The sequence below is a fragment of the Nonomuraea sp. NPDC050540 genome (assembly GCF_044457485.1).
GTDB lineage: Bacteria > Actinomycetota > Actinomycetes > Streptosporangiales > Streptosporangiaceae > Nonomuraea.
Map to the genome: position 1 here is coordinate 329,896 of NZ_JBITHA010000003.1, position 19,251 is coordinate 349,146.

General features: G+C 71.6%; 19 protein-coding genes. 13 read left to right on the forward strand and 6 right to left on the reverse strand.

Features of this window, described 5'->3' with window-relative positions; translation table 11 throughout:
- The first annotated feature begins 70 nt into the window (after nt 1-70).
- Nucleotides 71-778 carry an IclR family transcriptional regulator gene (locus tag ACIBI5_RS11825; protein WP_397245835.1) on the forward strand — a complete coding sequence of 236 codons (708 nt, stop codon included), beginning with the start codon at nt 71-73 and terminating at the stop codon, nt 776-778.
- Between the two features lie 95 nt (nt 779-873).
- Here the strand turns inward: ACIBI5_RS11825 and ACIBI5_RS11830 are convergent, their stop codons facing one another.
- Nucleotides 874-1,731, reverse strand: a complete 858-nt coding sequence (locus ACIBI5_RS11830; RefSeq protein ID WP_397245837.1) for a GNAT family N-acetyltransferase — start codon at nt 1,729-1,731, stop codon at nt 874-876.
- A 94-nt stretch (nt 1,732-1,825) separates the two neighbouring features.
- On the opposite strand from ACIBI5_RS11830, the gene ACIBI5_RS11835 reads away from it, so the two are divergent.
- Together ACIBI5_RS11835 and ACIBI5_RS11840 are read left to right on the forward strand one after the other, a co-directional pair.
- Nucleotides 1,826-2,737 (forward strand): lactonase family protein, encoded by a 912-nt coding sequence (locus ACIBI5_RS11835; RefSeq protein WP_397245839.1) that lies wholly within the window; start codon nt 1,826-1,828, stop codon nt 2,735-2,737.
- 47 nt (nt 2,738-2,784) lie between these two features.
- Entirely contained in the window at nt 2,785-4,155 is a 1,371-nt protein-coding gene (locus ACIBI5_RS11840; RefSeq protein ID WP_397245841.1) for a N,N-dimethylformamidase beta subunit family domain-containing protein, read from the forward strand.
- Here the strand turns inward: ACIBI5_RS11840 and ACIBI5_RS11845 are convergent.
- Nucleotides 4,139-4,864: a Clp protease N-terminal domain-containing protein gene (locus tag ACIBI5_RS11845; protein ID WP_397245843.1), complete on the reverse strand. Its 726-nt coding sequence runs from the start codon at nt 4,862-4,864 to the stop codon at nt 4,139-4,141. The genes ACIBI5_RS11840 and ACIBI5_RS11845 overlap by 17 nt on opposite strands.
- A gap of 52 nt (nt 4,865-4,916) precedes the next feature.
- Entirely contained in the window at nt 4,917-6,368 is a 1,452-nt protein-coding gene (locus ACIBI5_RS11850; protein WP_397245844.1) for an FGGY family carbohydrate kinase, read from the reverse strand.
- A 112-nt stretch (nt 6,369-6,480) separates the two neighbouring features.
- Between ACIBI5_RS11850 and ACIBI5_RS11855 the strand changes: the two genes are divergently transcribed.
- Nucleotides 6,481-7,506 (forward strand): 6-phosphofructokinase, encoded by a 1,026-nt coding sequence (locus ACIBI5_RS11855; protein ID WP_379611692.1) that lies wholly within the window; start codon nt 6,481-6,483, stop codon nt 7,504-7,506.
- 164 nt (nt 7,507-7,670) lie between these two features.
- Here the strand turns inward: ACIBI5_RS11855 and ACIBI5_RS11860 are convergent, their stop codons facing one another.
- Both ACIBI5_RS11860 and ACIBI5_RS11865 read right to left on the reverse strand, forming a co-directional pair.
- The gene (locus ACIBI5_RS11860; RefSeq protein WP_397245846.1) at nt 7,671-8,489 is read right to left on the reverse strand and encodes an MHYT domain-containing protein; all 819 of its coding nucleotides are present in this window, start codon (nt 8,487-8,489) and stop codon (nt 7,671-7,673) included.
- A gap of 63 nt (nt 8,490-8,552) precedes the next feature.
- The gene (locus ACIBI5_RS11865; protein ID WP_397245848.1) at nt 8,553-9,401 is read right to left on the reverse strand and encodes an MHYT domain-containing protein; all 849 of its coding nucleotides are present in this window, start codon (nt 9,399-9,401) and stop codon (nt 8,553-8,555) included.
- A 115-nt stretch (nt 9,402-9,516) separates the two neighbouring features.
- Here ACIBI5_RS11865 and macS point away from each other — a divergent pair, with 115 nt between their 5' ends.
- Genes macS through thiI form a run of 4 tightly spaced genes read left to right on the forward strand, consistent with a single transcriptional unit; the run spans nt 9,517 to nt 13,158 of the window.
- Complete coding sequence (gene macS / locus ACIBI5_RS11870) at nt 9,517-10,620, forward strand: MacS family sensor histidine kinase (RefSeq protein ID WP_397245850.1); 1,104 nt, start codon at nt 9,517-9,519, stop codon at nt 10,618-10,620.
- Nucleotides 10,621-10,635: 15 nt separating this feature from the next.
- Complete coding sequence (locus ACIBI5_RS11875; protein WP_397245852.1) at nt 10,636-11,232, forward strand: Uma2 family endonuclease; 597 nt, start codon at nt 10,636-10,638, stop codon at nt 11,230-11,232.
- 22 nt (nt 11,233-11,254) lie between these two features.
- Nucleotides 11,255-11,899 carry a response regulator transcription factor gene (locus ACIBI5_RS11880; RefSeq protein ID WP_184975872.1) on the forward strand — a complete coding sequence of 215 codons (645 nt, stop codon included), beginning with the start codon at nt 11,255-11,257 and terminating at the stop codon, nt 11,897-11,899.
- A gap of 41 nt (nt 11,900-11,940) precedes the next feature.
- Nucleotides 11,941-13,158 (forward strand): tRNA uracil 4-sulfurtransferase ThiI, encoded by a 1,218-nt coding sequence (thiI, locus tag ACIBI5_RS11885; RefSeq protein ID WP_397245854.1) that lies wholly within the window; start codon nt 11,941-11,943, stop codon nt 13,156-13,158.
- A gap of 280 nt (nt 13,159-13,438) precedes the next feature.
- Here thiI and aroF read toward each other — a convergent pair whose 3' ends face one another.
- Nucleotides 13,439-14,482 carry a 3-deoxy-7-phosphoheptulonate synthase gene (gene aroF / locus ACIBI5_RS11890; RefSeq protein WP_397245857.1) on the reverse strand — a complete coding sequence of 348 codons (1,044 nt, stop codon included), beginning with the start codon at nt 14,480-14,482 and terminating at the stop codon, nt 13,439-13,441.
- 211 nt (nt 14,483-14,693) lie between these two features.
- On the opposite strand from aroF, the gene ACIBI5_RS11895 reads away from it, so the two are divergent.
- The 5 genes from ACIBI5_RS11895 to ACIBI5_RS11915 all read left to right on the forward strand — a co-directional run bounded on the left by ACIBI5_RS11895 (nt 14,694) and on the right by ACIBI5_RS11915 (nt 19,043).
- Nucleotides 14,694-15,296 carry a sulfite oxidase-like oxidoreductase gene (locus ACIBI5_RS11895; RefSeq protein WP_397245860.1) on the forward strand — a complete coding sequence of 201 codons (603 nt, stop codon included), beginning with the start codon at nt 14,694-14,696 and terminating at the stop codon, nt 15,294-15,296.
- A gap of 44 nt (nt 15,297-15,340) precedes the next feature.
- Nucleotides 15,341-16,480 carry a sensor histidine kinase gene (locus ACIBI5_RS11900; RefSeq protein WP_397245863.1) on the forward strand — a complete coding sequence of 380 codons (1,140 nt, stop codon included), beginning with the start codon at nt 15,341-15,343 and terminating at the stop codon, nt 16,478-16,480.
- Between the two features lie 66 nt (nt 16,481-16,546).
- Nucleotides 16,547-17,284: a LytR/AlgR family response regulator transcription factor gene (locus ACIBI5_RS11905; RefSeq protein ID WP_397245865.1), complete on the forward strand. Its 738-nt coding sequence runs from the start codon at nt 16,547-16,549 to the stop codon at nt 17,282-17,284.
- A complete protein-coding gene (locus tag ACIBI5_RS11910) occupies nt 17,281-17,583 on the forward strand; it encodes a hypothetical protein (RefSeq protein ID WP_397245867.1) in 303 nt (100 codons plus the stop codon). The genes ACIBI5_RS11905 and ACIBI5_RS11910 overlap by 4 nt, the downstream gene beginning before the upstream one ends.
- Nucleotides 17,580-19,043: a cation acetate symporter gene (locus ACIBI5_RS11915; RefSeq protein WP_397245869.1), complete on the forward strand. Its 1,464-nt coding sequence runs from the start codon at nt 17,580-17,582 to the stop codon at nt 19,041-19,043. The genes ACIBI5_RS11910 and ACIBI5_RS11915 overlap by 4 nt, the downstream gene beginning before the upstream one ends.
- The last annotated feature ends 208 nt before the right edge of the window (nt 19,044-19,251 follow it).

Here is a 19,251-nt window from a genome sequence, read left to right on the forward strand (position 1 = left end):
CGTGTAGCGGCACAGCGTGCCGTGGTGCGGTTCACTAACCTTAGAAGCGGGTCGTCGAAGGAGTCAATGGATGCAGAACGTCGTCAACGCTTTGCGCGCGCTCGAAGAGGTCGCCGCCCGCCAGCCCATCGGCGTGGGTGAGCTGTCGCGCGCGCTCGGACTGCCGAAGAGCACGGTGCAGCGCTCGCTGCGCACACTGCACGAGGCCGGCTGGATCCGGCCGGCCGGCGGCGAGGTCACCCGCTGGCTGGTGACCACCAAGGCGCTGCAGGTCGGCCGGCGCGCCGAGCTGGGCCTGCGCGACGTGGCGCTGCCGGTCATGGAGGAACTGCGGCAGCGCACCGGCGAGACCGTGCACCTGATGGTCCCGGAGGGCGACGCCGTCGTGCTCATCGAGCGCCTGGAGACCGACAAGCCCCTGCGCATCGTCCTTCCGCTCGGCATCCGGCTGCCGCTGCACGCCTCGGCGAACGGCAAGGCCGTCCTGGCCCACCTGTCCGGGGAACTGCCTGAGCTGGAGTCCTACACCTCGGCCACCATCACCGACCCCGTCGTCCTGAAGGAGGAACTGGCCGCGATCCGCGCCCAGGGCTGGGCGGCCAACAGGGGGGAGTGGCGTTCCGACATCGCCGCCGTGGCCGCCGCCGTCCTCGGCGCCGACGGGCCGGTGGCCACCCTCAGCGTCTCCTGCCCCGCCACGCGCATGACCGACGAGCTGCGCCCGGAATACGGCAAGCTCGTCACCGAAGCCGCCGCCCGGATCGCCGCCGCCCTCTGACCCCGCGCTCAGGGGGCGAGGTAACGGGTCAGGGCGATCCTGGTCCCGGCGGCCATGCGCCTGGCCGGCCCGCTGAACCGGTGGCCCAGGAAGGGTTAGAGCGCGCGCGACCAGATCTGCTCGGTCACCGCGACGCCGTTCTCCTCGCCCTTCTCCTCCGACTCCAGCGCGAACCCGGCCGCCTGGTAGATCCGCCGCGCGCTCACGAGGCCGTCGCGCGTCCACAACATGATCCGCTCGAACCCCTGCTCCCGCGCGTGCCGCAGGCACTCCCCGACCAGCCTCTGCCCGATCCCGAGCCCCCGGGCGGACGGCTCGACCAGCAGCATCCGCAGCTGCGCCGTCTCCTCGTCCCTGCGCACGCAGAACACGCAGCCCACCCGCTGCCCGTCGACCTCGACGATCCACCCGGCGTCGCGCTCGGGGGAGTAGGCGGCGCAGATCCCGGCCACGGTCTGCTCGAAGGCCAGCCCCCAGCCGTACTCCTCGGCGTAGAGGGCGCCGTGACGCTGCACGACCCAGCCCAGGTCTCCGGCGCGGGGCGCTCTGATGAGGTACGGCTCCCGCCCGGCCGCCGCCGCCGGATCGCCGAGCAGGCGGCGGATCAGGGCCATACCGCCCACCAGCCGCCCCTGGTCCTCCTCGGTCAGCCCGGCCAGCAGCCTCGCGACCTCGCCGGCCGCCTGGTCGTCGAGCCGGTCGAAGGTGGCGGCGCCGAGGGGGCTGAGCCGTACCAGCTGCTTGCGGGCGTCGTGGGGGGAGCGGCGGCGGGAGATGACGCCGTCGTTCTCGAAGCGCGTGAGCATGCGGCTCAGGTAGCCCGCGTCGAGGTCGAGCAGGGCCCGCAACCCGCCGGTCTCCAGCTCGCCGGCGTTCGCGATCTCGAACAGCACCCGCACCTCGGTCAGGGAGTAGGGGGAGTCGAGCAGCCCTGCCTGCAGGACGCCGATCACCTTCGTATAGAACCGGTTGAAGGCCCTGACCTCAGAAACCCTTGCTTCCGTCAACGAACTCATTGCCCTAGTCAACCATGAAGAGGACTCTCCCGTGACGCAGCTCTACGTCGGTTCCTACGGCGACGGCATTCTCACCGCCGGTGAAGGCATCACCCCGGCCCCGTCTCCCTCCTTCCTGGCCGCGCACCCGGCGCTGCCCGTCCTGTACGCCGCGGGCGAGCTCGGCGAGGGCCTGCTGCTGTCGTACGCGACCGGCGGCGGCCTGAGCGAGACCGGACGGCGGCCGAGCGGCGGCGACAGCCCGTGCCACCTGGCCGTGCACCCGTCCGGCGCGCTGCTGGCCGCGGCCAACTACGGCGACGGCGTCGCGAGCCTGCACCACCTCGACGCCGAGGGCCGCTTCACCGGCGAGCCGATCCTGCTTCCCCACCAGGGCTCCGGCCCCCACCCCGACCGCCAGCGCGGCCCGCACGCCCACCAGTGCGTCTTCCACGGGGACGTGCTCCACGTCTCCGACCTCGGCACCGACGAGATCCGCCGCTACACGCTGACCGGCGACCCGCTCGAACCGGTGCGCCTGGCGCCCGGCATGGGCCCCCGTCACCTCGTCTTCACCCCGGACGGGCGCGTCTACGTGGCCGGCGAGCTCGACGGCACGCTGCGCGCCTACGACGCCGCCGGCTGGCGGGAACTGTGGCAGGCGCCGGCCAGCGCCGCCGCGGGCGTCAACTTCCCCTCCCACGTCGACGCCGCCGACGGCCGCCTCTACGTACTCAACCGCGGCCCCAACACCCTCTCCGTCTTCACCGCCGACGGGGACAAGCTCGCCGAACTCCCCTCCGGCGGCGACTGGCCGCGCCACTTCGCCATCGCCGGCGACACCCTCTGGATCGCCAACCAGAACTCCGGCACCCTCGACGCCTTCACCCTGGACGACGCCCTGCCCGTCCCCACGGGCGAGGCGATCGCGGTCAAGAGTCCCGCCTGCGTGCTGCCGGTGTAGGCAAACCCGCCCGCGTCCCCGGGCGGCGACGGTGATCATGAGCGCTCGTGCGCACGCTCTTCCCGCCCGCCGCCCCGGCCGCGGCCTTGGCATTGGCCCTGACCCTGGCCGCCGGCTGCACCGCCGTCACCCCCGCCGCCGTCGCCCCGCCCGCGGCGCCGCCGGACGCCGCCGCGCCGTCGCGTGCGGTTCCGTGGCGGATCACCGAGCAGGGCGCCGAACACGAGATCGAGGGCTACGCCGACCGCGTCAGTGTCCTGCCGGGCGAGCGGTTCGGGCTGCGCGTGTCCACGACGGCTCCGCGCTTCACCGTGCGGGCCTTCCGCATGGGCGCGCCCGTCACGCAGGTGTGGGCCTCCGGTCAGGTCTCCGGCGTACGGCAGGCCGCGCCCAGGACCGGCGCGCGCGGCATGGTCACCGCCGCCCACTGGAAGCCGTCGCTGCGCGTGCACACGGGCGGCTGGCCGGAAGGCGCCTACCTGCTGCGCCTGGACGCCTCCACCGGCGGCCAGCGGTACGTGCCGATCACCGTCAGGTCGGCCGCCACCTCCGGCCGCGTGGTGATCGTCAACGCAGTCACGACCTGGCAGGCCTACAACCGCTGGGGCGGCCGCAACCTGTACGAGGGACCCGGCGGCTTCGCCGCGCGCTCCCGGGCCGTCACCTTCGACCGCCCCTACGACACCAACGGCGCCCGCCTCTTCCTCGACCTGGAGAAGGACGCCATCGAGGTGGCCGAGCGCAGCGGCGTCCGCCTCGCCTATCTGACCTCGCCGGACCTGCGCCCCGGCGTCCTGGACGGGGCGCGGGCCGTGGTCTCGCTCGGCCACGACGAGTACTGGACGGCCGGCATGCGCGAGACCGTCACCCGCGCCCGCGACCGCGGCGTCAACCTGGCCTTCCTCGGCGCGAACGCCGTCTACTGGAAGATCGGGCTGACCGGGCGGGTGGTCGAGTGCGACAAGGAGACGCGCTGCCCGCTCTGGCGCAGCGTCGCGCCGGAGAGCTCGCTGGTGGGGCAGATGTACGACTGCTTCCCCGCGGAGGCGGCGTACGTGGTGCGCGAACCGGGCCACTGGATCTTCGAGGGCACGCGCGGACGGCGCTTCCCCGGGATGGCCGGAGTGGAGACGGACCGGGTCTCGCGCGGTTCGCCGCGCGGGGTGGAGGTGCTGGCCGAGTCTCCGGTCGACTGCGGTGGCCGAGAGACCGTGTCCCACAGCACCTACTACGTCGCGCCCAGCGGCGCCGGGGTGTTCGCCAGCGGGACCATGCGCTGGGTCTGCGGAATGCGGGGGCGGCGCTGCGGCCACGGCGTCACCAAGGACGCCGCCGCCTTCACCCGCCGCGCCACCGCGAACATCCTGGCCAGGTTCGCCAAGGGCCCCGCCGGCCGGCCGGCTACGACCCGCCGGTGATCTCGCCGAGCATGCGCAGGATCTCCCGCTCGGCCCCCTCCTTGGTGACGCCGAGGCCCTCCAGCACGATCAGCGCGGGGACCTCGGCCGACTCGGTCAGGGACAGCGTGCCGAGCAGGATGTGCTCGGTGCCCACGTAGTTGTGGCCGAGCCGCAGGGCCTCGCGCAGGGTCAGCTCCATGATCTTCCTGCCCTGGGCGGAGAACGGGACCTGCGGGCCCGGGGCGCCGGTGCCGGGCGGCAGCGAGTTGCGCATCGCCTCCTTGACCGTGTCCAGGGGGGCGCCGAGCGCGACCATGCACCTGCCGGCCACCGCCTCCGGCTCGTGCAGCAGTCCCAGGACGACGTGGGCGGGCTCGATGTGGTCGTGGCCGGTGCCCTTGGCCTCCTCCATCGCGCCGACGACGCAACGGCGGGCGCGGTCGGTGTAGCGGGTGTAGGCGGAGAGGTCGTCGCTCAGCGAGCCCTCCTTGGTGACGAACCGCTTCTGGGCGGCCTGCTTGGTCACGCCCATGCTGCGGCCGATCTCGGTCCAGGAAGCGCCGGAGTGGCGGGCCCGGTCGACGAAGTGGCCGATGAGATGATCGGCCACCTCGCCCAGGTGCTCACCCATGTACACGGCGTCCGACAACTCGCCGAGAGGGTCGCCGTCGGGGTGGCGCTGCTTGATCGCGCTGATGATGTCGTCGAGACGAACGGTTCCATCCATGCGTCAACGATAGGTTGACGATGCGCGAAACGTCAACCTTTGGTTGACGATTTCAGTGCTTGGTCAGGGCGACGGCGGCGCGCCAGCGGTCGTAGGCGGCGTCGTCGCGGGCGCCGGGCTCGAAGCGGCGGTCCAGGCGCCAGGTCGCGCGCAACTCCTCGGCCGAGTCCCAGACCCCGGAGCCGAGACCGGCCAGGAAGGCGGCGCCCAGCGCGGTGGTCTCCTGAATGACCGGGCGCTCCACCGCTACGCCCAGCTGGTCTGCCTGCACCTGCATCAGCAGGTCGTTGCCGCTGGCACCGCCGTCGGCCTTCAGCCCGGCGACCGAACCGCCCATCACCTCCACCACGTCGCGCACCTCGAACGCGATCGCCTCCAGCGTCGCGCGCACCAGGTGGGCGCGCGTGGTGCCGCGGGTGATGCCGGTGATCAGGCCGCGCGCCTCCGGGTTCCAGTGCGGGGCGCCGAGACCGGTCAGCGCGGGCACGAAGACCACGCCGCCGCTGTCGGGGACCGTGCGGGCGACCGCCTCCGACTCGGGCGCCGTCCCGATCACGCCCAGGCCGTCGCGCAGCCACTGCACGGCCGCGCCGGTCACGAAGATCGAGCCCTCCAGCGCGTACGTCAGCTCGCCCGACGGCTTCTGCCACGCCACCGTCGTCAGCAGCCCGGCATCCGAGCGGACGATCTCCGAGCCGGTGTTGGTGAGGATGAACGAGCCGGTGCCGTAGGTGCACTTGACCTCGCCGGGCGCGAAACACGTCTGGCCGAACAGGGCCGCCTGCTGGTCCCCGGCCATGCCGCTGATCGGCAGGTCGAGGCCGAGGAAGGCGTCCGGGTCCGTGCGGCCGATCGGGCCGTAGTTCGGGACGATCTCCGGCAGCGCGGACTCCGGGACGCCGAACAGCTCGCACAGCTCCGGCTCCCAGGTTCCGGAGGCCAGGCCGTACAGGAGAGTGCGCGAGGCGTTGGACGGGTCGGTGACGTGGCGCGCGCCCGCGGTCAGGCGGGCGGCGAGGTAGCTGTCCACGGTGCCGAGCGCGGTGCGGCCCGAGGTGACGCCCGCCCACGCGGCGGGGTCGCGCTCGGCCAGCCAGGTGAGCTTGGTGGCGGTGAAGTACGGGTCGAGGCGCAGGCCGGTCAGCTCCGACACGCGCGGCTCGTGCCCGGCGGCGCGCAGGCGCTCGCAGACCCCGGCCGTGCGGCGGTCCTGCCAGACCACGGCCCTGCGGGGCGCGGCCAGCGTCCGCCGGTCCCACAGGACGGCGGTCTCGCGCTGGTTGGTGATCCCGGCGCACGACGGCGTCGTCCCCGCGCCGCGCAGGGCCGTCGCGCACGCGGCGAGCGTGGCCTGCCAGATGTCCTCGGGGTTGTGCTCGACCCAGCCCGGTTCGGGGAAGTGCTGCGGAAACTCCTCATATCCCCGGGACTCGATCCGGCCGTCCTCGGTCACGATCAGGGCGGTGACTCCAGTCGTTCCCGCGTCAATGGCCAAAACAGTCACGGAACCGCCTTCCTGTTACTAATCTGGGCCGTGAATTTTGGTCTAGACCACTGCCCGAGGCCACGGGCACAATGCGATTCTGGGTCGTGAACCCCATTGGGAGGAACCCGCCATGCGTATTGGAGTGCTCACCGGCGGCGGCGACTGCCCCGGTCTCAATGCTGTGATCAGGGCCGTCGTCCGCAAGGGCGTGAGTGTTTACGGTCATGAGTTCGTCGGATTCCGTGACGGCTGGCGTGGCCCCCTGGAGGGGGACACGATGCCGCTGGACATCCAGGCCGTACGCGGCATCCTGCCGCGCGGCGGCACCATACTTGGCTCGTCCAGGACCAACCCCATCAAGATCGAGGGCGGCGTCGACCGCATCAAGGAGAACCTCGCGGCGGGCGGCGTCGACGCGCTGATCGCCATCGGCGGCGAGGACACGCTCGGCGTGGCCAAGCAGCTGTGGGATCGCGAGGTCAAGGTCGTCGGCGTGCCCAAGACGATCGACAACGACCTGTCGGGCACCGACTACACCTTCGGATTCGACACCGCGGTCAACATCGCCACTGAAGCCATCGACCGCCTCCACACCACGGCCGAATCGCACCACCGCGCGCTGATCTGCGAGGTCATGGGCCGGCACGCCGGCTGGATCGCGCTGCACGCCGGCATGGCCGGCGGCGCCAACGTCATCCTCATCCCGGAGAAGCCCTTCGACATCGACCGGGTCTGCGAGTACGTGGAGTCGCGCTTCCGCACCCGCTACTCGCCGATCATCGTCGTCGCCGAGGGCGCCCACCCGATCGAGGGCCAGATGACCCTGCAGACCGGAGAGCTCGACTCCTTCGGCCACGTCCGCCTCGGCGGCATCGGCGAGATGCTGGCCAAGGAGATCGAGAAGCGCACCGGCAAGGAGGCCCGCACCACCGTGCTCGGCCACATCCAGCGCGGCGGCACCCCGACCGCGTTCGACCGGGTCCTGGCCACCAGGTTCGGCCTGCAGGCCATCGACGCCGTGCACGACGGCGCCTACGGCTCCATGGTCGCGCTGCGCGGCACCGACATCGTCAGGGTCGGTCTCGACGAGGCGACGGCCGAGCTCAAGACCGTCCCGGACGAGCGCTACGCGGAGGCCGAGGTCTTCTTCGGCTGAGCGTGCAAGCGGACCGTGATCATCCGTAAGCGGCTTGCAAGTGGCGGGCCGTACCGTTCAACGCAGCGGGGTTAGACGAACCGCTGCAACCCCTCTCAGGGTACGGCTCGCGCCGCGGAAGCATCGGCGGCCCACCGGGGCGCGAGCCGTACCCAGGACATAGCTCAACCGCGAGGCGTGCCGAAGAGATTCACCTCCGGCGCGCCTTCGTCGTCTCTGGCGGCCTTTCTGGCCTGGAAGGCGATCTCGCCGCGCAGTTCCTTCTCCGAGGGGGAGAGGATCACCAGCAGCAGCAGCCCGACGGTGACCACGCACAGGCCCACGATGAGCGGCAGCAGGAAGTCCAGGGCGCGCGAGCCCGGGATCGGACCGGCGGGCGGCACCAGCTCCACGGACATCGCGAACATGCCGGTGTAGTGCATCCCGGACACCGCCGCGCCCATCATGAGCGCGGCGCCGCCGATGCGCCAGGCGCCCCGCACCCGCAGCGTGAACCAGAGCGCCACCGTCGCCGCGACGATCGCGATGAGGATCGACAGGACGACGACCGGCGGGTCGTAGTGCACGTGCCCGGACATGTTCATGGCGGCCATGCCGAGGTAGTGCATGCCGGCGACGCCGAGCCCGGTCAGGGCGCCGCCGCCCAGCAGGTACGGCGGGCGCGACCCGCCCCGGCCGACCAGGAAGAGCCCGGCGCCCACGACCGCCACCGCCAGGACCGCGGAGGCCACCGTGAGCGGGACGTCGTAGCGGATGGGCGTGCCGGTGACGGCGAAGCCCATCATGGCGATGAAGTGCATCGTCCAGATGCCCGTGCCGCCGATCGCGAGCGCCGCGCCGGCCAGCCAGAACCGGCCCTCGCGACCGCCGACGAGGCGGGCGCGGGAGGTCAGCAGGAGGCCGAGCATGGAGCCCGCGCTTGACATCACGTAGGCGAGAGCGGGTGTCAGGAACCCGAAGGAGAAGTGATCGACAGCTGACATGGGCATTCGTCCCTTGATGAGAAAAGCAAGGGGAGTATGAGGCCCAGGTCGCTGTCTGTGCAACTACCGGCGGCGCGACCTCCCCGCGGGCTGCGGCCTGGGGACCGGCGCGGGGTAGGTGAGCTGCTGCGACGTCCGCCTGCGCAGCTCCAGCCTGGCGAGGAGTTCGGCGTCCTCGTGGAGCTCCTCCTCCGAGGGCGACAGGATGACCATGAGCAGCATGGTCAGCGTGATCAGGCTGATCACGGTCATGAGCGGCACGAGGAAGTCGAGCGCGTCGGCACCCGGCACCGCTGCCGGCGTGTGGTGCGGGGTGACGGTCATCGCGAACATTCCCGTGTAGTGCATGCCGGCCACGGCGACGCCCATGACCAGGGCGGCGGCGGCGATCCAGATGGGCCGCCTGACCCGCAGCGTGAACCAGAGCGCCACCGTCGCGGCCACGACCGCGATCGCCACCGACAGGGCCACCGTCAGGCGGTCGTAGGAGACGTGGGCGGACATGTTCATGGCGTACATGCCGAGGTAGTGCATGCTCGCCACGCCGAGGCCGGTGAGCAGTCCGCCGCCGAGCAGCGCCAGCACCCGGCCGCCGCCGTAGGAGACGAGGAACAGGCCGGTGCCCACGACCACGATCGCCACGACAGCGGAGGCCACGGTCAGCGGGACGTCGTAGCGGATCGGGGTGCCCTCGATGTCGAAGCCCATCATGGCGATGAAGTGCATGACCCAGATGCCGGTGCCGCCGATCGATACGGCCGCGCCGAGCAACCAGCGCACCCGCGAACCCCCGCGCGAGGCGTGGGCCTGAGCGGTCAGCCGCAGTCCGAGCATTGACCCGATGCACGACATCACGTAGGCGAGGGCCGGGGTGAGCGGGCCGTGGGTGAAATGATTAACAGCGGAAGACATGTATCGATATTTCCTTGCATTAGGGATCACCGGATTCTGGCAGTGGTGTGGCCCGATTCGCATGGATACTTCGACTATCTGTCAACCGTCTCTGTCGGAAACGTGAGAAAGATTCATGGGTATCGAGGGACCGTTCTGGCGCGCGATCGCCGTCTTCAGGGTCGCGTCGCTGGTCTACGCCGGTGTGCTCCTGGTCCAGCACGACGGGTACGCCCGGCCCGTCATGGGGTGGTTCGTCCTCAGCCTCATGGCGCTGTGGACCGCGGCGTCGATCTTCGCCTACTCCGTGGAGGCGCTGCGCGGCTGGCCGCTGCTGGTCATCGACATGCTGGTGACGCTGGCCTGCCTGCTGGCCTCGCCGTACGTGGAAGGGCCCTACCAATACGCCGAAGGCGTCATGCCGCTGCCCGCCACCTGGATCGCCGGACCCGTGCTCGCCTGGGCCGTCTACGGCGGACGCCGCCTGGGCGCGCTGGGCGCGGCCATCGTCGCCGCGGCCGACGTGTGGCTGCGCGTCCGCACCCCCGAGGCGCCCGTCCTCATCAACGGCGCCGTCCTGCTGTTCCTGTCCGGCGTCGTGGTCGGCCACGTCGCGCGCCTGGCCAAGCAGGCCGAGGAACGCATGCAGCGGGCCGCCGAGATGGAGGCCGCCCAGCGCGAGCGCGACCGCCTCTCGCGCGGCATCCACGACTCCGTGCTCCAGGTGCTCGCGCTGGTGCAGCGGCGCGGCCAGGAGATCGGCGGCGAGGCGGCCGAACTCGGACGCCTGGCCGGCGAGCAGGAAGCCGCCCTGCGCGAGCTGATCTCCCTGCGCCCCGCCCCCTCCGGCGACCTGCGCTCCCTCCTCACCAGGTACGGCTCCGCCACCGTCACCGTCTCCACCCCCGCCACCCCGATCGTCCTGCCCCCGGCCACGGCCGCCGAGGTCGCGGCGGCGGTCGGCGCGGCACTGGACAACGTCCGCACCCACGTCGGGCCGGACGCCCGAGCCTGGGTCTTCGCCGAGCAGGAGGAGGACTGCGTCATCGTCAGCGTCAGGGACGAGGGGAACGGCATCCCGCCGGGCCGCCTGGAGGAGGCCGAGCGGGACGGCCGGATGGGCGTGGCCCAGTCGATCAAGGGTCGCATCGCCGACGCCGGCGGCACCGTCACCATCATCACCGCCCCCGGCGAGGGCACCGAGGTCGAAATCAGGATCCCGGCAGGAGGGAACACGTAATGTTGGGTAGGCCTCATGGAGACGGGAAGGAGAGTCGCTCCCATCCACGACTATGGTCGCTACACCATCTATGACCTGGACGCGATGCCGGAAGAAGGCAAGCGTTACGAGCTCGCCGACGGGTGGTTGTTCGAGTCGTCCCCGAGCGCTTTGCATGACCATACGGCCGATCGTTTGAAGGACGTGTTGAAGGAGGCCGCCAAGGCGGCGGGCGCGGAGATGTACGTGGCTGGAGGTTCCAACGACGTGACCACTCCGGCGGGCGTGCGCAAACCGGACGTGTTCGTCATGAGCAAGGACGCGGCCCGTGCCACGATCGAGAGCCACGCGAGAACCTTCTACGCCGGAGACATCCTGATCGTCGTCGAGGTGGTGTCACCTCGAAGCGGCAGTGAGCAGACGGACCGGGTGCGGAAGGTCCGGGAGTACGCGGAGGCCGGGATCCCCCAGTACTGGATTGTGGACCTTGAACCTGAGCCCAAGATCACCGTCTTTGACCGTGACGGGGACGTCTACGTGCTGGCGCGTGAGGTGAAAGCGGGTCAGATGTTCAGCGGCGACTTCCCGTTCGTCTTCTCCTTCGATCCCGGGGCGCTGGGCGAGTTCGAGTAGGGCGCTGCCGTACGCTGCGGGCATGGTGCGGGTCATGGTGGTGGACGACCACCCGATGTGGCGTGACGGGGTGGCCAGGGATCTGGCGGAGGCCGGGTACGAGGTCGTGGCGGCCGTGGGGGAGGGGCGGCAGGCGATCCGGGTGGCCGGGGCGGTGCGGCCCGAGGTCGTGGTTCTCGATCTGCAGTTGCCGGACCTGTCGGGCGCCGAGGTGGCGCAGGGGCTCAGCGGGCTGGAGAGCCCGCCCCGGGTGCTGGTGTTGTCGGCCAGCGCCGAACAGGACGACGTGCTGGCGGCGGTCAAAGCCGGGGCCTCGGGGTATCTGGTGAAGTCGGCCTCCCGGGAGGAGTTTCTCGACGCGGTACGGCGGACGGCCGAGGGCGACGCGGTGTTCACGCCGGGGCTGGCGGGGCTGGTGCTGGGGGAGTACCGCAGGCTGGCGGCCCAACCGGCGCAGGAGGAGGACGGGCCGCGCCTGACCGAACGGGAGACCGAGGTGCTCAGGCTCGTGGCCAAGGGGCTGTCGTACCGGCAGATCGCCGACCGGCTCGTGCTCTCCCACCGGACCGTGCAGAACCATGTCCAGAACACGCTCAACAAGCTCCAGCTCCACAACCGGGTGGAGCTCGTCCGATATGCGATCGAGCGTGGTCTGGACGAGGACTAAACTCGGTAGGTCGAAAGCACTGGACATATCGGAGGACCCCCATGACGATCACCGCCCTGGGTGAGCCGTGCGTACTGCTCAAGCTGGGCGAGATCGTCCTCAAGGGCAAGAACCGCGAGCTGTTCGAACGCCGCCTGATCGGCAACATCCGCAACGCGCTGCGCGAGCTCGACATCAAGGTCGACGTGCGCAAGCGGCACGGCGTGATCGCCATCTTCCTGCCCACCGGCACCACCGTCGAGCGGGCCGACGCGGTGGCCGCCCGGGTCGCCGACGTGCCGGGGCTGGTGTGGATCCACCGCGCCTGGCGGGTCGCCAAGGACCCGGACACGGTCGTCAAGGCCGGTCTCGAACTGGTCCGCGACACCGAGCAGGCGGCCCGCAAGGCCACCTTCGCCGTCCGCTCGCGCCGCCGCGACAAGCGCTTCCCGCTGCGCTCCAACGAGCTCGACCGCATGGTCGGCGGCGCCATCAACGACGAGTACGGCCTGCCCGTCGACCTCAAGAACCCCGCGCTCACCCTCCACATCGAGGTCGACCGCGACGAGGTGTTCGTGTTCACCGACGGCCTGCCCGGCCAGGGCGGCCTGCCCGTCGGCTCCAGCGGCAGGGCGCTCGTGCTCATGTCCGGCGGCATCGACTCGCCCGTCGCCGCCTACCGCATGATGCGCCGCGGCCTGCACGTGGACTTCCTGCACTTCTCCGGCATCCCGTTCACGACGAGCGAGTCGATCTACAAGGCGTACGCGCTGGTGCGCAAGCTCGACCGCTTCCAGGGCGGGTCGAGGCTGTGGGTGGTGCCGTTCGGCAAGGCGCAGCAGTCCATCCGCAACTCCGGCCAGGACCGGCTGGCGGTCATCGCGCAGCGGCGGCTCATGCTGAAGACCGCCGAGGAGGTGGCCCACCGCATCCGCGCCGCCGCCCTCATCACCGGCGACGCGCTCGGCCAGGTCTCCTCCCAGACCCTCGCCAACATCACCGCCCAGGACCACGCGGTCGAGCTGCCGATCCTGCGGCCGCTCGTCGGCTGGGACAAGACCGAGATCATGGCGGAGGCGCGCCGGATCGACACACTGGCCATCTCCGAGCTGCCGGACGAGGACTGCTGCTCCCTGCTGGCGCCGAAGCGGGCCGAGACCCGGGCCAAGATCGAGGATCTGAAGCAGATCGAGAAGCGCCTCGACGCCGAAGAACTGGCCGTCCAGCTGGCCGACTCCATCCAGGAGTACACCCTGGAAGGCGTCAGCCCCACCGCCTGAACCCCACCCACGAAGAACCCCGGGACCTTCCCCGGCCCACCCCCAAGACCTTCGCAACCACGGGCTCCCCGCCCGGCCGGTCCACGGGGTCTCCGCGGGCCCGGTTCCCGGGTGTGTCGCCTGGCGGGGTCCACGAGGTCGTCGCGGGTTCTTGCCTGCCCCGTCGGGTGGTTCACGAAGGGCCGTGACGGTGGCGCGTTCGTCCGGCGTGAGAAGCGATCCCGCCGACCCGCCGGCGCGCGTCGGCGGGTGGCGGTGGGGGTGGCTGTGCCGTAAAGGATCAGCGACCTTGGGCCGGGGCAGCGGGAACGGCGGCGGCGCGGCCCAGCAGCGGGGGGAAGGTGGCGAGCACGTCGGCGAGAACGTCGAGGTCGGAGTCCACCAGCGCCTGGGGGCCGTCGCAGAGGGCGGTCTCCGGCGCCGGGTGGACGTCGATGATCACGCCGTCGGCGCCCACGGCGATGGCCGCGCGGGTCAGCGGGAGCACCAGGTCGCGGCGGCCGCCCGAGTGGGACGGGTCGACGATGACCGGCAGGTGCGACAGGCGCTGCGCCACCGGCACCGCCGACACGTCCAGCGTGTTGCGCGTGGCCGTCTCGAACGTGCGGATGCCGCGCTCGCACAGCACGATGTCCAGGTTGCCGCGCTGGGCGATGTACTCGGCCGCCATCAGCCACTCCTCGATCGTGGCGTTCATGCCGCGCTTCAGCATCACCGGCCTGCCCGCCGCGCCGACCGCCTGCAGCAGGGCGAAGTTCTGCGCGTTGCGGGTGCCGACCTGCAGCATGTCGGCGTAGGAGGCGACCAGTTCGACGTCGTGGGCGTCCACGACCTCCGTGACGACCGGCAGCCCGGTCTCCTCGCGCACGTCGGCCAGGATGCGCAGGCCCGCCTCGCCGAGGCCCTGGAAGGCGTACGGGGAGGTGCGCGGCTTGTACGCCCCGCCCCGCAGCAGCGTCGCCCCGGCCTTCTTGGCCATCAGCGCCGCGTCCAGCGTCTGCTGCGGCGTCTCCACCGCACAGGGCCCGGCGATCAGCGTCACGGTGTCCGGGCCGATCGGCACCCCGCCCACGTGCACGGTGGAGCGTTCGGGATGGTTCTCCCGGCTGACGAGCTTGTACGGCGTGGACACGCGCATCACGTCCCGCACCCCGGCCATGCCGCGCAGGTTGCCCTGGTCGAGCTGGGCCACGTCGCCGACCAGTCCGACGATCGTGCGCCGTACGCCCCGGCTCACGAACGCCTCCACCCCGGCCGCCTGCACGACCGCGACGATCGCGGCGACGTCGTCCTGGGTGGCCTCGGGGCCCATCACGATGACCATGGTTTTCTCCTCTGAACATGCGAAAGGCCCCGGATCCTTACGGACCCGGGGCCTTTCGATCGTCTGTGTCTGCTAGCGCAGCGCCACATGGCGATCGGTCCTCACGGGTCCGTCGCCATACCAAAAGATGAATGCGGTGCGCATAGGCCGCAATAGTAGCGCACTCCTACCCGGCGACGAGCCGTACGCCGGGCGATGACAGGATGGCCGAATGAACGAGGAGGAGTCGCGCCTGCCCCCAGGCCAGTACGTCCCGCGCGGCCGGCCCGTCATCCATTACGGCCGGGTGCCGCAGTTCAAGCCCGACAGCTGGGACTTCCGCGTCTTCGGCGCCACCGCCTCAGGGGAGATGCACCGCTTCAGCTGGCCGGAGTTCGAGAAGCTGCCGCGCACCGGCGTGCTCGCCGACTTCCACTGCGTCACCAAGTTCTCGATCATGGGGAACGAGTGGCGCGGCGTCAGCCCGCGGGAGATCCTGGCCGCCGCGCCGCCCGCCGAGGGAGTGACGCACGTGATGATCTGGGCGGAGTACGGCTACAGCGCCAACGTCCGTCTCTCCGACTTCACCGCCCCGGAGACGCTGTTCGCCACCGAGCTCGACGACAAGCCCATCAGCCCCGACCGGGGCTTCCCGCTGCGTGTCGTGGTCCCCCATCTCTACGCCTGGAAGAGCGTGAAATGGGTGCGCAGCATCGAGTATCTGCTGGAGGACCGGCGCGGCTTCTGGGAGGAACGCGGCTATCACAACGTGGCGGATCCGTGGCGAGAGCAGCGCTACTCATACCAAGAGGAACCGGGGGAGGGGCCGCCGTAGCGTTTCCGCCCGGACACCCCGCGTGACGGGCTACGGTTTCCCGCATGTCGATCGCCGCCTCCGTGGCGCTCGCCTCCCTCCTGGCATTCGCGCTCGGCTACCTCGTCGCGCGCCGCCGCCCCGAGCTGCCCGAAGGCGGCTGGAAGGACGAGGCGACGTTCACGACGCTGCACATCGCCGCGCTGGCCGCGCCGTCCCTGCGGGGCGGGCTCACGAAGGAGTCCGCACGCAAGGCCGTAAGGCATCTGCGCGTACTGCTCGGCACCCACGCGCTCGCGATCACCTCCACCGACGCGGCCCTCGCGTGGGACGGGCCCTGCACCGACGAGGTCCTCGACCACGCCCGCGCGGCGCTGACCTCCGGCCGGGCGGAGGTCTTCGCCGGTCAGCCGCACGGCGCGGTCGTCGTGCCGCTCACCGTCGACGGCCGGGTGGTCGGCGCGCTGGCCGCCTACGACGAGGAGCTGAGCGCGGCGCTCGTGCGCACCGTCACCGAGGTCGCCCGCTGGGTCTCGGGCCAGCTCGAGCTCGCCGAGCTCGACACCTCCCGCCGCCGCGCGCTCGAAGCCGAGATGCGCGCCCTGCGCGCGCAGATCTCGCCGCACTTCGTCTACAACGCCCTCACCACCATCGCCTCCTTCGTGCGCACCGATCCCGGCCGCGCGCGCGAGCTGCTGCTCGACTTCGCCGACTTCTCCCGGTACGCGCTGCGCCGCGCCCAGGACTTCACGACCCTGGCCGACGAGCTGACCTGCGTCGACCGCTACCTGCTGCTGGAGCGCGCCCGGTTCGGCGACCAGCTGCGCTTCACCGTCCAGGTCTCGCCGGAGGTGCTGCCGGTGCCGGTGCCGTTCCTGTGCCTGCAGCCCCTCGTCGAGAACGCGATCAAGCACGGCACGCGCGCCGCCGGCGGCGCGGGCGAGGTACGCGTCGTGGTCCGCGACGCCGGCCCCGAGGCGCACATCACCGTCGAGGACGACGGCGCCGGAATGGACCCCGAGCACGCCAGGCAGGTGCTCGACGACGGCCCGTGCCGCGAGGGTGGCGGCATCGGCCTGGCCAACGTCGACGTGCGGCTGCGCCAGATCTACGGCGAGGACTACGGGCTCGCGGTCGAGACCGCGCCGGGCGCCGGCACCCGCGTACGGCTGCGCGTCCCCAAGACCCGACCTAGCTCTTTGTAGTCAATTCTTTACTCAACGTAGGCGTGTCGCTTGTGAGCAGGGCGTTCTTGCGGCAGCGTGGACGGCATGCTACGCGTTCTGGCCGTTGACGACGAGGTGCCGGCCCTGGAAGAGCTGGCCTACCTGCTGCGCCGCGACAGCAGGGTGGAGCAGGTCCTCACCGCGGCCGACGGGGTCTCGGCGCTGCAGGACATGGTGCAGATGATCGGCGCGGGCGAGCGCCTCGACGGGGTCTTCCTCGACATCCGCATGCCCGGCCTCGACGGGCTCGACCTGGCCCGGCTCATCGGCGGGTTCCCCAGCCCGCCGCGCCTGGTGTTCGTCACCGCGCACGACGACTGCGCGGTGCAGGCCTTCGAGCTGCAGGCCGTCGACTACCTGCTCAAACCGGTGCGCGCCGACCGGCTGGCCGAAGCCGTGCGCAGGCTGGAGGCGGTCTCCGCGCCGCCCGACGACTGCGGTCTCGACGACGTCATCCCGGTGGAGCTGGGCGGGCGCACCAGGTTCGTGCCGCAGCAGGCCGTCTGGTTCGCCGAGGCCAAGGGCGACTACGTGCGGCTGCACACCGTCGACGGCAGCTACCTCGTGCGCATGTCCCTGGCCGCGCTCGAACGCCGCTGGGCCGGCGTCGGCTTCATCCGCGTGCACCGCAGCACGCTCGTCTCCGCCCGCCACGTCAGCGAACTGCGCTTCGAGGGCGGCAAGGTGACGCTCACCGTCGGCACCGAGACGCTGCCCGTCAGCCGCCGTCACACCAGGCAGGTGCGCGAGCAGCTCGTCAACCAGCATCGGGTCGCGCAGTGACCGTGCGGCGCGTGCCGGTCGAGCGGCGTCCCGCGGCGGTCGGGCGCCTGGATCCCGTGCCGCCCGCCGACGTCTCCCGCGACACCGAGACGCGGGCGGCCATGCGCCGTCAGCTCTCGGCGGGCGCCGTCACCGCGGGCGCCGGGCTGGCCGTGCTGGTCGGGGCGCCGGTGCTGGCCGCCGGGTTCGCCGACGTGCGCTGGTGGGTGGTGCTGTCGGTGGGGGTCCAGCCGGTGTGGGTGCTGCTGGCCGTACGCCATCTGCGGCATGCGGAACAGGCCGAACGAGCGGGACCGTGACCGTCGCGGCGCTGGCCGGGATCGTCGTCGTGCTCGTCCTCGCCGTGACGGTGGGCACCGTGCGGCCGCGCCGCTACCTCAGCGTGCCGGAGTTCTACGTGGCGGCGCGGGCGGTGCGGCCGTGGCGCAACGGCGCGGCCATCGGCGCCGAGTTCACCGGGGCCGCCGTCTGCCTGGGGCTGGCCGGGCTCATCGCCACGCACGGGGCGCCGATGCTGTGGTACCCGGTGGGGGCGGCGGCGGGGTTCGTGGTGGTGCTGGCGCTGGTGGTCGCGCCGCTGCGCAGGTCCGGGACGTTCACGCTGCCCGACTTCGCCGAATGGCGGCTGGGCTCGGCGCGCCTTCGGCGCTTCACCACGTGCTGGGTGCTGGGGATCGGGCTGTTGTTCCTGGTGGCGCAGTTCCAGGCGGCCGGGATCGTCACGCGGCTGCTGACCGGGCTGCCGCCCTGGGCCGGTTGGGCGGCGGTCGCCGGGACCGCCGCCTGCGTGGCGCTGGCCGGTGGCATGGGCAGCGTCACGAGCGTGCAGGCCTCGCAGTTCTGGGTGAAGCTGGTCGCCTTCCTCGGCGTGGGGCTGGCGCTGTGGTGCACGTGGCACTGCGGTCAGGTGCCCGCGGAAGGGCTTTCCGGCGGGTACGGCTCTGGCGACCAGTCGTTGCCCGGCGTGCTGACGGTGTTGCTGGCCTGCGCGCTCGGGACCATAGGGCTGCCGCACGTCGTGGTCCGGGTCTACGCCGCCGCGGACGGGCGCGGGGCGCGCCGGTCGATCGTGGCGGCGCAGGTGTTACTCGGGGTGTTCGCCGTGGTGCCCCCTTTATATGGAATTCTGGCTAATGTGCACTTTCCCGGGACGGGGGGAGAGGAGATCGTCCTGCTGCTGCCGTCCCGGATGCTGCCCGGCGTCGCCGGGAACGTGCTGACCGGGGTGTTGTCGGCGGGCGCCTTCGCGGCGTTCCTCGCGACGTCGTGCGGGGTGCTCGGGGCGGTGTCGGGGGCGGTGTCGGCCTGTGTGGCGCGGCCCGGGGTGCGCTCGTTCCGTGCCTCGCTGGCCGGGGTGACCGTGGCCGCCCTGGTCCTGACGGCGACGACCGTCCCGGTCGGGTCGGTGGAGCTGGTGCTCGCCGCCTTCAGCCTGTCGGCGGCCACGTTCTGCCCGCTGCTGGTGCTGGGCATCTGGTGGCGGCGCCTGACCGCGCCGGGCGCCGTCGCGGGGTTCGCGACGGGTGGAGGCTTGACCGCGGCGCTCGTGGGGCTGGAATGGGTGGGCGTGAAGCCGTTCGTCCCGCCGGCCGCCGGCGTGCCGCTGGCTTTCGTCGTGATGGTCATGATTTCCCTGCTCACGCCCGGTCGGATCCCTGCCGGGGTGGCGGCGATGATGGCGCGGATGCACCTTCCCGAGCCGGCCGTCGGCCTCTTGACCGACCGTTCGTCGCGCGAGGACGACCGTTCGACCTCCTGACACGCTCCGCATATCGATGACTACAGACCGTTCAACGAGCTGTCCGTAAACGGGGTTTCGCCCACAAGATCGCAACCGTAGTGTTGCCCGCATCGAAGCCGCACCGCCGCATCGGGGGGGACGAGCCGGAAGGCTCACACAGACCTGATGTGGCGGGTTCACCGGTGACCACGCGGTCACCACGGCGGTCGGGCCCTCGACCGGGGGG

Coding starts and splice junctions, on each gene's coding strand:
- ACIBI5_RS11825 (WP_397245835.1), top strand. CDS start 71: ATGCAGAACGTCGTCAACGCTTTGCGCGCGCTCGAAGAGGTCGCCGCC.
- ACIBI5_RS11845 (WP_397245843.1), bottom strand. CDS start 4,864: ATGGATGGAACCGTTCGTCTCGACGACATCATCAGCGCGATCAAGCAG.
- ACIBI5_RS11855 (WP_379611692.1), top strand. CDS start 6,481: ATGCGTATTGGAGTGCTCACCGGCGGCGGCGACTGCCCCGGTCTCAAT.
- ACIBI5_RS11860 (WP_397245846.1), bottom strand. CDS start 8,489: ATGTCAGCTGTCGATCACTTCTCCTTCGGGTTCCTGACACCCGCTCTC.
- ACIBI5_RS11865 (WP_397245848.1), bottom strand. CDS start 9,401: ATGTCTTCCGCTGTTAATCATTTCACCCACGGCCCGCTCACCCCGGCC.
- macS (WP_397245850.1), top strand. CDS start 9,517: ATGGGTATCGAGGGACCGTTCTGGCGCGCGATCGCCGTCTTCAGGGTC.
- ACIBI5_RS11875 (WP_397245852.1), top strand. CDS start 10,636: ATGGAGACGGGAAGGAGAGTCGCTCCCATCCACGACTATGGTCGCTAC.
- ACIBI5_RS11880 (WP_184975872.1), top strand. CDS start 11,255: ATGGTGCGGGTCATGGTGGTGGACGACCACCCGATGTGGCGTGACGGG.
- thiI (WP_397245854.1), top strand. CDS start 11,941: ATGACGATCACCGCCCTGGGTGAGCCGTGCGTACTGCTCAAGCTGGGC.
- aroF (WP_397245857.1), bottom strand. CDS start 14,482: ATGGTCATCGTGATGGGCCCCGAGGCCACCCAGGACGACGTCGCCGCG.
- ACIBI5_RS11895 (WP_397245860.1), top strand. CDS start 14,694: ATGAACGAGGAGGAGTCGCGCCTGCCCCCAGGCCAGTACGTCCCGCGC.
- ACIBI5_RS11900 (WP_397245863.1), top strand. CDS start 15,341: ATGTCGATCGCCGCCTCCGTGGCGCTCGCCTCCCTCCTGGCATTCGCG.
- ACIBI5_RS11905 (WP_397245865.1), top strand. CDS start 16,547: ATGCTACGCGTTCTGGCCGTTGACGACGAGGTGCCGGCCCTGGAAGAG.